Source organism: Dasania sp. GY-MA-18 (assembly GCF_024734385.1).
Classification (GTDB): domain Bacteria; phylum Pseudomonadota; class Gammaproteobacteria; order Pseudomonadales; family Dasaniaceae; genus Dasania; species Dasania phycosphaerae.
Genome location: NZ_JANHAP010000001.1, coordinates 421,780 through 434,214, shown reverse-complemented (window position 1 = coordinate 434,214; position 12,435 = coordinate 421,780). Strand labels below are relative to the sequence as shown.

13 protein-coding genes are annotated in these 12,435 nt (G+C 48.4%); 4 read left to right on the top strand and 9 right to left on the bottom strand.

The features are described from left to right. Window position 1 precedes the first annotated feature (1 nt). Both NO559_RS01940 and NO559_RS01935 read left to right on the top strand, forming a co-directional pair. On the top strand, window positions 2-988 hold the full coding sequence (locus tag NO559_RS01940; RefSeq protein WP_258330087.1) for a flagellar motor protein MotB: 987 nt from the start codon (window positions 2-4) through the stop codon (window positions 986-988). Window positions 989-1,039: 51 nt separating this feature from the next. Further along, window positions 1,040-1,630: a PilZ domain-containing protein gene (locus NO559_RS01935; RefSeq protein WP_258330086.1), complete on the top strand. Its 591-nt coding sequence runs from the start codon at window positions 1,040-1,042 to the stop codon at window positions 1,628-1,630. Between the two features lie 76 nt (window positions 1,631-1,706). Here NO559_RS01935 and NO559_RS01930 read toward each other — a convergent pair whose 3' ends face one another. The 7 genes from NO559_RS01930 to NO559_RS01900 form a co-directional block, all read right to left on the bottom strand. Beyond that, window positions 1,707-1,997: a hypothetical protein gene (locus NO559_RS01930; protein ID WP_258330085.1), complete on the bottom strand. Its 291-nt coding sequence runs from the start codon at window positions 1,995-1,997 to the stop codon at window positions 1,707-1,709. Window positions 1,998-2,087: 90 nt separating this feature from the next. Continuing rightward, window positions 2,088-2,768, bottom strand: a complete 681-nt coding sequence (locus NO559_RS01925) for a response regulator (protein WP_258330084.1) — start codon at window positions 2,766-2,768, stop codon at window positions 2,088-2,090. Window positions 2,769-2,775: 7 nt separating this feature from the next. Then, window positions 2,776-4,176, bottom strand: coding sequence for an ATP-binding protein (locus tag NO559_RS01920; RefSeq protein ID WP_258330083.1), 1,401 nt, complete (start codon window positions 4,174-4,176; stop codon window positions 2,776-2,778). A 156-nt stretch (window positions 4,177-4,332) separates the two neighbouring features. Beyond that, entirely contained in the window at window positions 4,333-5,505 is a 1,173-nt protein-coding gene (locus NO559_RS16965; RefSeq protein ID WP_309149048.1) for a methyl-accepting chemotaxis protein, read from the bottom strand. A gap of 147 nt (window positions 5,506-5,652) precedes the next feature. Beyond that, a complete protein-coding gene (locus NO559_RS01910; RefSeq protein WP_258330082.1) occupies window positions 5,653-6,735 on the bottom strand; it encodes a tetratricopeptide repeat protein in 1,083 nt (360 codons plus the stop codon). After that, on the bottom strand, window positions 6,692-8,140 hold the full coding sequence (locus tag NO559_RS01905; RefSeq protein ID WP_258330081.1) for an adenylate/guanylate cyclase domain-containing protein: 1,449 nt from the start codon (window positions 8,138-8,140) through the stop codon (window positions 6,692-6,694). The genes NO559_RS01910 and NO559_RS01905 overlap by 44 nt, the downstream gene beginning before the upstream one ends. Window positions 8,141-8,321: 181 nt before the next feature. Next, window positions 8,322-8,816, bottom strand: a complete 495-nt coding sequence (locus tag NO559_RS01900) for a hypothetical protein (RefSeq protein WP_258330080.1) — start codon at window positions 8,814-8,816, stop codon at window positions 8,322-8,324. Between the two features lie 169 nt (window positions 8,817-8,985). On the opposite strand from NO559_RS01900, the gene NO559_RS01895 reads away from it, so the two are divergent. Then, window positions 8,986-9,552 (top strand): UbiX family flavin prenyltransferase, encoded by a 567-nt coding sequence (locus NO559_RS01895; protein ID WP_258330079.1) that lies wholly within the window; start codon window positions 8,986-8,988, stop codon window positions 9,550-9,552. 89 nt (window positions 9,553-9,641) lie between these two features. Here NO559_RS01895 and NO559_RS01890 read toward each other — a convergent pair whose 3' ends face one another. Next, window positions 9,642-10,151: a DUF501 domain-containing protein gene (locus NO559_RS01890; RefSeq protein WP_258330078.1), complete on the bottom strand. Its 510-nt coding sequence runs from the start codon at window positions 10,149-10,151 to the stop codon at window positions 9,642-9,644. A gap of 235 nt (window positions 10,152-10,386) precedes the next feature. Between NO559_RS01890 and mqo the strand changes: the two genes are divergently transcribed. Further along, entirely contained in the window at window positions 10,387-11,871 is a 1,485-nt protein-coding gene (gene mqo / locus NO559_RS01885) for a malate dehydrogenase (quinone) (RefSeq protein ID WP_258330077.1), read from the top strand. A 70-nt stretch (window positions 11,872-11,941) separates the two neighbouring features. On the opposite strand, the gene NO559_RS01880 is transcribed toward mqo, so the two are convergent. Further along, entirely contained in the window at window positions 11,942-12,427 is a 486-nt protein-coding gene (locus tag NO559_RS01880) for a pilin (RefSeq protein WP_258330076.1), read from the bottom strand. Window positions 12,428-12,435: the final 8 nt, after the last annotated feature.

The following is a 12,435-nucleotide window of genomic DNA, read 5'->3' as shown; positions in this document are numbered from 1 at the left end:
CATGAGTGATGAGCAGGATTGCCCCAAATGCCCGCCCCCCGGTGCCCCCGGGTGGATGGGCACCTTTGCGGATTTGATGTCGCTATTAATGTGTTTCTTTGTATTGCTGCTGTCTTTTGCTGAGATGGATGCGATGAAGTTTAAGCGTTTGGCGGGGTCTATGGCACAGGCCTTTGGTGTGCAAAATAAACTGGATGTTAAAGACCCGCCCAAAGGCACCAGTGTAATCGCCCAGGAGTTTAGCCCCGGTCGCCCCGAACCTACCCCTATTAATGAAATCTACCAGCGCACTGATGATATGACTGAGCTGTCCCTAGAGGTGGAATGTGCTGAGCAGTACGAAGTAGAAGCCGGCAGCGATGACAAACAGGCCGGCGTGCAAATGCCGGTGGTAGTCGCTGAAAAAATCCAGCAGCTAATTCAGGAAACTGAAAATGACGCGCTGGATTTAGCCAAGGCGCTGAGCAAGCAAATTGCTGAAGGCGAAGTAGAGATAGAAACGGTTGGGCGTAAAATTGTATTGCGCATACGCGAGCACGGTTCGTTTATTTCGGGTTCGGCGCGTTTAGCTGATGATTATATTCCGCTGCTGCAAGAAGTACGTAATGTATTGGCCACAAAAAAAGGCACTATTACAGTTGAGGGGCATACCGATAATATTCCTATACAGTCATCACGGTTTCGCTCTAACTGGGAGTTATCTACCAGCCGAGCGGTGTCGGTAGCTCACGAATTATTTTCTGGCGGAATTTTAAAACCTGAACGCTTTCGTATTGCCGGCTTTGGTGACGTGCGGCCAGTGGATAGCAATGATACGCCCGAAGGTCGAGCTAAAAACCGCCGGGTTGAAATTGTCGTGCAGCAGGGCATAGACGAAGATTTAAAAGAAGAAATAGAAGTGTTAAAGCATGAAGACAAAGAGTTATATGACTCTTTGCAGTTAGATGACGAAGTGTTATTTGACCTCAGGCCCGATGAGATTTTTTAAGCCGTTTTTACTAAGATCATAGCGTACAGCAGACCAGCATAGAGAATAATTATGAACGATGAGCGTCGCCGTTACTTTCGCATTGACGAAAACCTAAGAGTTTCTTACCGCCTATTGGGCGAGGCCGAGGCCGCAGCTTTTTCCGAGCAGGCCAGTAAGGATCATGGCGGCATTAACTATGCAGCCAACTTTGATAATCGTATCCAAACCTTATTAGATGCCTGCCGTATACAGGCACCCTTGGCGGCGGAATTAATAGATCTAGTGAATAAAAAGCTGAACTTTGTGATTCAACAAATGGATATAGATGCAGGCCTAATGCAGCGAGTGGCCTACACCCTGAAGCAGGTAAATGTTAGTGCCTGTGGCATGGCTTTTCCCTGTGATGAATCGCTGCCGGTAGGTAGGCATATACAATTAGATTTACTGCTAAGCCCAGGTGAGCTGCATATAGTGGCATTAGCCGAAGTGGTAGCCTGCAGCCCTGCGGAAGAGGCTGAGAGTGCTTATTTTGTGCGGGTTAATTTTGCCAATATTAGTGATAATGACCAAGAGTTGCTAATCCAGCACATAGTTAAAGGCCAGAGTAATCAATTAAAGCGCCAGCGTTTAGAGTCGGAGCAGGCCTTAGACAAAGAATAATTGCTATAGCGCTAGCCTGTTAACAAAATACTGCAACCCGCTGTCTATGGTGGGCACCGGGTTGCAGTGATAAGGCTTAGTCTTTATCGCGCTTATGCTTATGGCGACGCTTGTCGTGCATCTTTTCCATTTTTTCCAATTGCTCCGCGCTGAGCACGTTGCTGAGTTGCTCGTGAGTGCTTTCCTTTAAGGCTTTATGTTGTTCATGGCTTTGTTTCAGTATGGCTGCTACCTGCTGTTGTTGCTGCTCATTGAGCTCTAGCCTTTTGGCTAGTTTATCCATGTGTTGCTCGGGATTTCTGTCGCTATGGGCGTAGCTGGGTAGGCTAAGTACAGCGATGGCGATAAAGGTAATAAGTTGTTTCATGTTAGCTCCTAATGCTTGGGGTTGAGGGGCTAGTGTAAAAAGCAACTGTGCAAGAAAAATGGCTGAATTAAGTATTGTGAGACTAGCTATCTATTCGGTAGGAGTTAGCTCAAAGCGGTAACCAGCGCCGTATATAGCGTGTATAAATTGATACTGTGGGTAGTGCCGGTGTAGTTTTTTACGCAATTTTTTAATATGGCTATCTATGGTTCTATCGCTGACTACGCGGTGATCTTGGTACATGCCATCCATGAGTTGGCTGCGGCTAAAAATACGTCCTGGCTGCTCAGCCAGCTGCTTGAGCAATTGAAATTCTACGGTGGTGAAATGCAGGCTCTGTTGCTGGAAGTTTAGACATTGTTGTTGTGGGTTCAGCTCAAATTCCAAACTGGCTTGTTCTTGCGGGTAAAGCCTGCGTAACACGGCTTTTACGCGGGCCACCACCTCGCGCATGCTATAGGGCTTACAAATATAATCATCAGCGCCTAGCTCCAAGCCCAATAAACGGTCTATCTCTTCTACCTTGGCGGTGGTAATTAAAATAGGTGTATTTGAAAACTGGCGTATGGCTTTGCATAGGCTTAAGCCATCCATGCCGGGTAGCATTAAATCTAAAATAATGGCGTCGGCATGCTGTTGTTGCAACCAGGGCAATACCGCATCGCCATGGCCTAGGCAGTGGCAGCTAAAACCGCTTTGCTGAAAATACTCTGATAATAGTTGTGAGAGTTTGGGTTCGTCTTCAACAATTAAAATATGTGCTGTGCTCATGGCCTGTTTACGTGCTGCTTAAGGGTAAGGTAATTTCTATTAATAGCCCGCCCTGTGCGGCATGCTTGGCCACTATATGGCCGTCGTGGGCTGCGACTATGCGCTGGCATATGGCCAAACCTAAACCCGAGCCGCCGGTGCTGCGATTGCGCGAGTGCTCTACTCTATAGAGTGAGTCAAATAAATGAGCTAGAGCCTCGTCGGGTACGCCGGGGCCATTGTCGGCGATGTCAATGATCGCCTGCTGCTGTTCGCTGCGTACTGTTATCAATACTTCACTGTTGGCGGGGCAGTAGTGCTTACAGTTGGCCAAGATATTATCCAATAGCTGGGCTATACGGCTGCGATCGATATAGCAGTGTATGGCCTGGCTGGGCAGCTTGCAGCTAATGCCTATCGATTTTTGCTTGAGAGATTGCTGATGTAAGTCGCATTGCTGTTGGATGAGGGCGCATAGGTCTGTGTTTTGTTTGTGATAGTGCAGGCTGCCTAAGTTAGCGCTGTTTAAGGTGTGCAGGTCGTCGATTAGTTTTTTTAATTGCAGGGTTTCCTGCTGCAGTGATTGCAAATTGTTTTTAGTAATTGGCCTGATTTCATCTAGCATGGCTTCAATTTCGGCTAATAAAATACTTACCGGGGTGCGCAGTTCGTGGGAGGTATCGGCCAGCCATTGCTTACGCAATTGCTCATTTTTATTCAGGGTGGCCGCCAGGCTATGTATATCTTGGGCTAGGCCACCTAGTTCGTCGCGACGTTGTTGCAGGTGTTGTGTATCTTGTTGGTTTTGATAATCGCCTTGCGTTAAGCGATGCAGGGCATGGGTGAGTTGGCGTATGGGATTGACAAAATGGCGAGCCAGAGGAAAGCTAATCAGCATGGCCAGCGCGCAAACTAACAGACTAATTAAGGCCAGGGTTTCGGTTTGCTTTTCTACAAAGGCGAGTTCGAAGCCTTTGCTAATAAACTTTTTTTGCGGCCTGGCCAGCCAGCCAACGATTTGCTGCTGCGAGCGTATAGGCAATAATTGGTAATCTTTACTGTTGTGATAGCGGCCAAAAACAAGCTGTTGCTGCGCGTTTAAAATCGCAATATTAGGCGGCCTGGATTTGGGGCTGTCGTACGGTTCTTTGGGCGGCTTGTTGTCATGATCCCGGCCGTGTAGTTGCCGCTGTTGGTGTAGCAGCTGGCGAAAAAAGTGTCGTGGCTGCGGGATGTTTTCCCAGCCTTGATAGTGCTCGTAGCTGTTAGCCAGTTGTTGCAGTATTGGTGCTAATTGATTGGCTTCGCGGGTATTCACATATTCCAGCATACCCCTATCGACGCTCCAGCGCATAAAGGCAAACATCAAAATCACCAGGCAGATGCAGGTGCTTAGCAGGGTTAAAAATAATTTTTGTTGTATGCGCATGACTTAAGGGTAATAACAATTGCCAGCTATGGCTACGGCCAGCTGGCTGGTTGCACAATATTTACTTATTTGCCCCTGGCTGGGTGTAGCGTGGGGGCATAAAAAAAGGCGAGCCTGTTACTAAGCTCGCCTTTGCACTGTGCTAGCGCGATAAATTTAGATGCAGATGCGCTTTAGTAGCTCATCGGTTTTAAGAGATGAATCTTGTTGATCCAGTGTTTTTTCAGCAATGGCGCTGAGGTTGGCACTGACTTCGCGGCCCTGGTCAGCAATGGCGTGCATGCGTTGATTAATTTGATCGGTGGCAGTGGTTTGGGTATTGGTGCCATCGGCAATTTGGTTGGTCAGCTGAGTTACCGTGCTAATTACGTCGTGGATTTTTTGCAGTAGCTGCTCGATGTTACGGCTTTGCTCTAGGCTGTTGTTGCTAAGCTCGCGGCCTTGCTCCATGGCTTTTACAGCTGCTTGAGCTTTGCCTTGTAAGCCTTCTACCATATTTTGAATTTCTACCGTGGCCTCTTGGGTACGGTGTGCCAGGGCGCGCACCTCGTCGGCTACCACGGCAAAGCCGCGGCCCTGCTCGCCCGCTCTGGCGGCTTCTATGGCTGCGTTAAGTGCTAATAGGTTGGTTTGCTCGGCGATGCTGCCTATAACATCCAGTACTGAGCCTATCTGGGCACTCTCTTCCTGCAGCTGGGCAACGTTTTCGGTCATGCTTTCTACCGTATTCGCTAGCGTGCTCATAGAGTTTTGATTGCTACTGGAGGCCTGGCTACCGTGCTCTATCATATCGGCGACTTCGCGCACGGTGGAGGCTATTTCACCGGCATTTTCCGATAGTGAGATAGAGGTTGAGGCTACTTGCTGTATAGAGCTAGAGACATCATCTAACTCGCTGGTGCTGTGTTGCAGCTGGTTGACCGAATGGGTCATTTTATGTGTTTGCTCGGTATAGCTGTCGTGTACTAACTTGGCGTTATCGTTGAGGTGGCTCATAACCTCACGCAGCTGTTGTACAAAGCCCACCAAGGAGTGAGTCAGGCGGCTTAACTCGTCGCTACCGTCATCTTCAGGGTTGGCGCTAGGGGCGCGCTCGCTACTGGCGAGTAGCTCTATATAGTTATGCAACTGGGCTAGGCGCCTAGCTAAGCATTGCTGAGTAAATAGCCAAGTGGCTATACACAGCACGATGACGACAGCTGCCATTAATATTAATACCGTCGCTGCGCTCAGTGTTTCCGGCAATAGTAGCCAGCCTAGTATAAGTAATACTACGCCAACCAGAGCGACAGGTACTGCTATGCGGGCGGAGATGGATGATCCAGTCATGATTTAGGGCCTATGCGAGTTATCTACAGCTATGAGGGCTGAATGTTATTTGTCCATCGTGTCTAAGAATATAACGATGACTACATAGTATAGCGGCAGCTTGTTAATTAGCTTGAGAACTGTGAAATTTTTTAGTGTTTTTTCTGGCTAGGGTAAATTATCGATATTTTGCTTAAAGCGCAGGGCACGCTCTAAGCGCTGCTTGAGATTATTGTCTTCCGGGGAGAGCTGCAAGGCCTCCAGCCAGTAGTTGATGGCTTCCTGCAGCTCGCCTTTGGTGTAGTGCAGTTGGCCTTGGTTGATGATGCGCGCTAGGTGCTGGCTCAGTGATTGCTGGGCTTTATTGAGCAGGCTGAGCTCGTGCTCAGTAAGCGTATCCTGCTGTGCTAGGGCGGTTGCTATGGTTTTAATTTCCGGCCACTGCTGCTCTTGTATGAGTTGATCCAGGCTTTGGGCCAGTTCAGCAGCTATTTGCCGTTGTTGCGCTAAGGCCGATTGCCTTTGTTGTTGTGCGGCCAGGTTTAATTTTTTATTAACTGTATTGCTTAGTTCTTTCAGGTCGGTCTGCAGCGGCAGTTGTTGCGCGGCGGTCAATAGGCTTTGCGCCTCCTGCCATTGCTGCTGGGCGATGGCCGCTTCCGCGGCAGCACTCAAAATGGGCAGGTGGTGCAGGGAGCGCAGGCGGTTGAGCTGTTGTATGGTGACATAGTCTGCTTGCTTGGGGTCAGCTAATAGCAAGGGCTCTATAATTGCTTGCGCTTGTTGCAGGGCCGGGGCTTCCAGCTTAGCGAGCTGAATTTTTTGCTGCTGGATAAAATGCTGCTGCTGGCTTTGAGCTTGTTGCAGGGCGGCTGTTAAGGCACTGGATTCGGGGTTGTTGGCTAGGGCCTGCTGAATAAGGTCCAAGGCTTGGGGCCAGAGATAGCGCTGTTGCAGCTGCTGGCTGTTGCTAAGGGTTTGGTTGATATATTGTTGCTGCTGTTTTACCACGGCGTCGCGCTGTTGTTGCAGGTAGTGGTAATGATCGGTATCGCTGGGGCTTTGATCTATGAGCTGTAGGGCAAGTTGGTATTTGTGCTCGGCCAGCAGTGCCGACAGTTTTTGCGGCGGGTTTAGCCCCCAATATTGCACCGAGCTACAGGCGCTGATTAGCAGCAGGTAAATAACCAGCAGTAGGATTTTAGCGCTAGTGCTCGCTGTGGTGAGTGCTTTGAGAGAGTATATCTTCAATCAGGCTATCCATACTGAGTTGGTATTCGCGAGCAATATCATTAATAAGATAGGTTTTTACCTGCTTCTCTTTGCCGCGCACACGCAGTGCTTTGTATTTGCTCGCGGAAATTTTATTGCTCTCTAGGGCTTGCTGGCAAGCGGCATAGGTGGTGAGTATTTCGCCAGAGCCAGCCTCGCTGCACAGCCTGGAGGCTAGGTTAACACTATCACCGACTACGGTATATTCCATACGCTTTTGATTGCCCAGTACCCCCGCCAGCATAGGGCCGCTATTAATGCCTATGCTGAGCTTAATCTCTGGTAGTTGTTGCCTGCGGCGGCGCTGGTTGAGGGCTGCTGTGAGCTTTTGCATTAATATGGCACAGGCGATGGCGTGAAATTGGTGTTGTGCATTTTTCTTAGGTGCGCCAAATACCACCATGGCACAGTCGCCGATAAATTTATCGATGCTGCCAAAGTACATATTGGCGCACAGGGTAAAATAGGAGAAATATTCATTAAGCAGCTCGGCGACTTTTTCGGGGCTAAGCTGCTCTGACAGGCTGGTAAAACCCACAATATCAGCAAATAGCACCGTGGCATCAACTCGCTCGCCTTTGACCTCTACGGTGTCTAGTTGTTGCAATAACTGGCTGGCTACATCTTTGGCTAAAAAGCGATCTAACAAAGATTCCACTTGTTGCTTTCTAATCAGGCCGTCGCTCATTTTATTAATAGTGCCTATAAGCTGGCCCAGCTCGTCATTGCGGCGTTCTTCTATGCGCTCTAAGCTGCCGTGTGACATTCTTTGGGCAGCATTGATAATTTGCTTGATGGGGTTGGATATATGCTGGCTAATAAAATAGGCCGCCAACAGTCCCAATAAAATAATACCGCCGCTAACCCACAGCAGTAGTTTTAAGGTGTGTTGGTATATGCTGGAGAGCATGTGAGTTTCTAAGGCTATAACCACGTAGCCGCCGGTTTTATTATTAAACTCTATAGGGCTGGCGGCATGGACTATGCCGTTATCTTGCGCTTGGCTAATACTGTTGAGGGATAGCTCAATGGTTTGAGTGAAGTAAGCAATGGTTTCGCGGCTGATAGAGCTGCCTTCACTTTGCGCCAAAAGTTGTTGCTGGTTGTCTACCGCGGCAGCCGCAACCACACGAGGCAGTTGGGCAAAGTTATTAATCATTAGCTGCATAGACAGGCTGTCGTCGGTAAACAGCGGTTCGCGCATGGCGCTGGCTAATTGTTTGGCCATGGCTATGCTGAAATCATTAATTTGTTGGCTTTGAATTGTATGTTGTTTATTGAGCGTTATGGTGCTCAATATAGAAACCCCAGCTATCACTAGCAGTGAAATCATCATAGATAATTTCACTGCTAGGGGCAGTTGCTTTAAAAAAGGGTTTTTCATTCGCTTATTGCTCACCATGGGGTGGGGCTGGAAATACCATTATTGTTAGCGTTGTTATTATGCTGCTAAGTACAGGGCTATAAGTATTGAGAATGTAAGTATAGAGGCTGTTAGCGTGCTTGTGGCTAGCGCTGTTGTGAACTGCATCTATTTTTGTGCCTGCAGCGCGGTTTTGCTGGTTTCAGCGCGATTTAGCAGTGAGTTTTAAGGCTTGTAGCTCTTGTTCGCTAGCCGCTTGTTGATGAGCGCTATAGCCCTCTTTGGAGATGCGGCAATAGTGGCAGGCTTGCGCGCGGTGTGAAATTTTGGCCCAGCCTGTAGGCGAATGTTTTTTGGCCCAATCACTTCTGGCGTAGTAATAGTCGCCTTGTTTAACCCCTTGCATAGCTAGGTAGTGACTATTGAGTATCATCTCGCGATTAATATAGTGCAGCTCACCACCGCAAAAACGACAGCGCCGGCTGCGGCTAATAATAATACGCCATAGCAACAGGGCTATGAGTAGTGCTCCTGTGCCCAGTAATAGCCCCAGGCTTAAATCCAGTTGTTGGGTATAGGTCAATCCGGCAACAACAACTAGGCTTAACAGTGATAAGGTTTTCAGCCATTTTAAGCTGTTGTGAGTGAAGGTGCTTTCAATTTGACTGACGCGGTTATAGGTTTCTGGGCTTTCCATTCAATTGTGATTTCCAAAGCAAAAAATACAGGGGGGCAGTGCATAACTATCAGGGGCTAAGCTTATGGTAAGCGCTAGGCTGAAACAAGCGTTAAGGCAGCCATTGAACTATGCTGTGATCCTGTTATAAAGGCGTTTCAGTGAATGTGGCGGTATAAAGGTTAAGCTCATGGCAAAACAGCGGTTAATAGTAGGGATTTCAGGCGCCTCAGGCGTGGTTTACGGTATTCGTTTATTGGAGCTGCTAAAACCTACTGCTATAGAAACCCATTTAGTGATGACAAAATCTGCCGAGCTAACGCTGAGTTATGAGAGCGAGTTAAAAGTAGCCGATGTACAGGCCTTGGCTGATGAAGTGCATGCGGTAAAAAATGTAGGGGCGGCTATAGCCAGTGGCTCCTTTAAAAACATGGGCATGGTGGTGGCGCCCTGCTCGGTGCGCAGCATGTCGGAGATAGCCACCGGGGTTACTTCTAACTTGCTGACCCGCGCTGCCGATGTGATGTTAAAAGAGCGGCGCAAATTGGTGCTAATGGTAAGGGAAACGCCTTTTCATACCGGCCATCTGCGTACCATGACGGCACTGTCGGAAATGGGGGCGATAATTGCACCCCCTTTACCGGGCTTTTATGCCGAGCCCAAAACAGTGGCTGATATAGTCGATCACAGCGTGGGCCGCACCTTGGATTTATTTGATATCGATGTAGGTGTGGTTAATCGTTGGGGGGAGGGCTGAAGCTCTAATAGCTAGGGCTATTAGAGCAGTGGCAAGCTACAAGTTGTAATAAGTTTGCATGAAACTTTTTAGAGGCTAGAGGCTAGAGGCTAGATTTCTATTGCCAATTCATTGAGTTGAAACTCTTCATCCATTAACGCCCCTATCACATTGTGCTCGGCTAAATGGTGGGCGTACTGCATATGCAGGCAGCGCACCTTATCCCATTGGGTTATTCCCCCTATACCGTATTGCTCATACAAGGGGCTAAAACCTAGTTGCTCTATACGCGCTTTATCCTCGTTATCCATTTTTTGCCAGCGGCTGTTAACGTAGTCGCGCTGGTTTTGTAAAAATTGTTCACGCAGCAGCTCATCCTCTTGTAGGCGTTGCTCTATGGTTTTAACCCAGCCCTGGGTTTCTATAGTGCCTATGGCCTTGGCTAGGGTTTTGGAGCTTAGCCAGTACAGCGTGGGGAATGGTTGGTCATCAACCAGCGAGCGCATTTGTAATACTAAAGGGATGCCGTTAGCAGTTTCGGCAGCAATCTTGACTATGCCTCGTGGTGTGCGGCCTAGTTGCTGATGAATGATTTGCTGTTGTTGAGCGGTGAGCGTCATGGTCGGTGCTGTGTTTATTACGGCGGCCCAGTATAGCGAAAATATGCTTAAAAAGTGATTTTAGTCTGAGCTTTGTTTAATCGCCATGGGGAGCCGCTATAACTGGTTAAAATCGGACATAAAAACGCTGTTTTATGGCTTATTGCTTGAAGATTAGCTGAGATTTATAGCTGCAAAAAACGTATAATTCGCCCCCCAAAAACTTATAGGTGGGCGGAAACGCCTAGAATTCATTATGGCAAAAATAGTCGATGCATTATTAGTGGGGGCCGGAGCGATGAGCTCCACGTTGGCCACCCTGTTAAACCAATTAGATCCCACGTTGAAGGTGGCTGTAGTCGAGCGCTTAGCCGATGTGGCGGTAGAAAGTACTTATGGCTGGAATAACGCCGGTACTGGTCACGCTGCTTACTGCGAGCTGAACTACACACCTGAAACCGACGGTAAGGTGGATATTACTAAGGCCAAAGAAATTAACGCGGCCTTTGAAATCAGCCAGCAGTTTTGGACGTATTTGGTCAATAGTGGCGTTATGCCCGATCCCAAAAAATTCATCAATCGCACGCCGCACCTCAGCTTTGTTTGGGGGCAAAAAAACGTAGAGTTTTTGCGCCAGCGCTATGAACTGATGAGCAAGGATCACCAGTTTGCCGGTATGCAGTACAGCGAAGACCCGGAGTTAATCCAGCAGTGGATGCCCTTGGTGATGAATGGACGTAAAGACGGCGAGCCAGTAGCGGCTACCAAGGTAGAGCGCGGTGCCGATGTTGATTTTGGCGCCTTGGCCAGAACCATGATACGCCACCTGCAATCGCAGGATAGTTTTGACTTAATGCTGGGTCACTCGGCGGTGAATATGAAACCCATACCCACCGGCGGCTGGACGGTGCTATTAAAAAATAACATCACGGGTAAGCGTCGCTTTGTGCGTACCAAATTTTTATTTTTGGGTGCGGGCGGTGGCGCAGTACGATTGCTGCAAAAATCCAAAATTAAAGAGGGCCGCGGCTACGGTGGATTCCCCGTCAGTGGTCAGTGGTTGGTCTGTACCAATCCTGAGGTGGTTAAACAACATAATGCCAAGGTGTATGGCAAGGCTGCCATCGGTGCGCCGCCTATGTCGGTGCCGCACTTGGACACCCGTAATATAGGTGGCGAAACCGCATTGTTGTTTGGCCCCTTTGCGGGCTTTACCACCAAGTTTTTAAAAGAAGGCTCCAACATGGATTTACCCAAATCCATTAAAGGCGACAACATAAAGCCTATGTTGTCGGTGGGGCTAAATAATATGTCGCTGACCAAATACTTGATTAGTGAAGCCATGCAGTCGCAGCGCTCACGTATGAAGTCGCTACGCCAATACTACCCCGAAGCTCGCGATGAGGATTGGACTTTGCTCAACGCCGGCAAGCGTGTGCAAATCATCAAGAAAGATGAAAAGGGTAAAGGTAAGCTGGAGTTTGGTACTGAGATAGTCGCCAGCGCGGATGGCTCATTAGCCGCCTTGTTAGGTGCCTCACCGGGTGCTTCTACTTCCACCCAAACCATGATTAGTGTGTTGGAACGCTGCTTTGCCGAGCAAATGGAAAATCAGGGTTGGAAGGAAAAGCTAAAAACTATGATCCCCTCTTATGGCGAGAGCTTAAGAGAGAGCCCAGAGTTATTGGCTGAGATTAGAGCGAAAAACCTCAGCACTTTAAAGTTGGATGCTGTCGACTAACCCGTATCCCAGCCTTTAAATCAAAAAAACCGGCAAAACTATTGCCGGTTTTTTTTGCCTGCGATTTTGTTTAGCGGCAGCTGATGGGCAGTTGTAATATTTCTACATCCGTTAGATTATCGCCACTCACTTGCATGGCCTTGGGTACTTCATCAAAGCCACATACCCAAGAGATGGGGCTGCCGGGTGAGCCTGCTACATAGATTGGCCTAATACTTAATAGCTTGCCCTGTAATTGCTTATGCGCTTTATGCCCTAGGGTTAAATGCAGAGCGCCGTCTATTAGCTCTACGCTGGTGACATAGTTGCCCATAATTTTGTCGGGCTCGGGTATACCCGCGGCTTTATTATTGCTTGGAAACTTGCCGTTGAAACGGTGGTAATCGCTAAGCTGTTTTTTAAAGGGCTCTATTAGCTCTACGCTTTCTTTAACGTGCATTTGAGCAACGCGGTTAGTGGTGTTGGGCATGGCCATGGTCATCAATATGGCTATCACGGCTAAGACCACAATGATTTCTATAAGGGTAAAGCCAGATAAGCGTTTAATAGTGGGCATGGCGTTGG

Bases quoted from the DNA above. Each gene is read 5' to 3' on its own strand.
- NO559_RS01890 (WP_258330078.1), bottom strand. From the start codon at position 10,151: ATGACGCTCACCGCTCAACAACAGCAAATCATTCATCAGCAACTAGGC.
- NO559_RS01935 (WP_258330086.1), top strand. From the start codon at position 1,040: ATGAACGATGAGCGTCGCCGTTACTTTCGCATTGACGAAAACCTAAGA.
- NO559_RS01895 (WP_258330079.1), top strand. From the start codon at position 8,986: ATGGCAAAACAGCGGTTAATAGTAGGGATTTCAGGCGCCTCAGGCGTG.
- NO559_RS01905 (WP_258330081.1), bottom strand. From the start codon at position 8,140: ATGAAAAACCCTTTTTTAAAGCAACTGCCCCTAGCAGTGAAATTATCT.
- NO559_RS01920 (WP_258330083.1), bottom strand. From the start codon at position 4,176: ATGCGCATACAACAAAAATTATTTTTAACCCTGCTAAGCACCTGCATC.
- NO559_RS01930 (WP_258330085.1), bottom strand. From the start codon at position 1,997: ATGAAACAACTTATTACCTTTATCGCCATCGCTGTACTTAGCCTACCC.
- mqo (WP_258330077.1), top strand. From the start codon at position 10,387: ATGGCAAAAATAGTCGATGCATTATTAGTGGGGGCCGGAGCGATGAGC.
- NO559_RS16965 (WP_309149048.1), bottom strand. From the start codon at position 5,505: ATGACTGGATCATCCATCTCCGCCCGCATAGCAGTACCTGTCGCTCTG.
- NO559_RS01940 (WP_258330087.1), top strand. From the start codon at position 2: ATGAGTGATGAGCAGGATTGCCCCAAATGCCCGCCCCCCGGTGCCCCC.
- NO559_RS01925 (WP_258330084.1), bottom strand. From the start codon at position 2,768: ATGAGCACAGCACATATTTTAATTGTTGAAGACGAACCCAAACTCTCA.
- NO559_RS01880 (WP_258330076.1), bottom strand. From the start codon at position 12,427: ATGCCCACTATTAAACGCTTATCTGGCTTTACCCTTATAGAAATCATT.
- NO559_RS01900 (WP_258330080.1), bottom strand. From the start codon at position 8,816: ATGGAAAGCCCAGAAACCTATAACCGCGTCAGTCAAATTGAAAGCACC.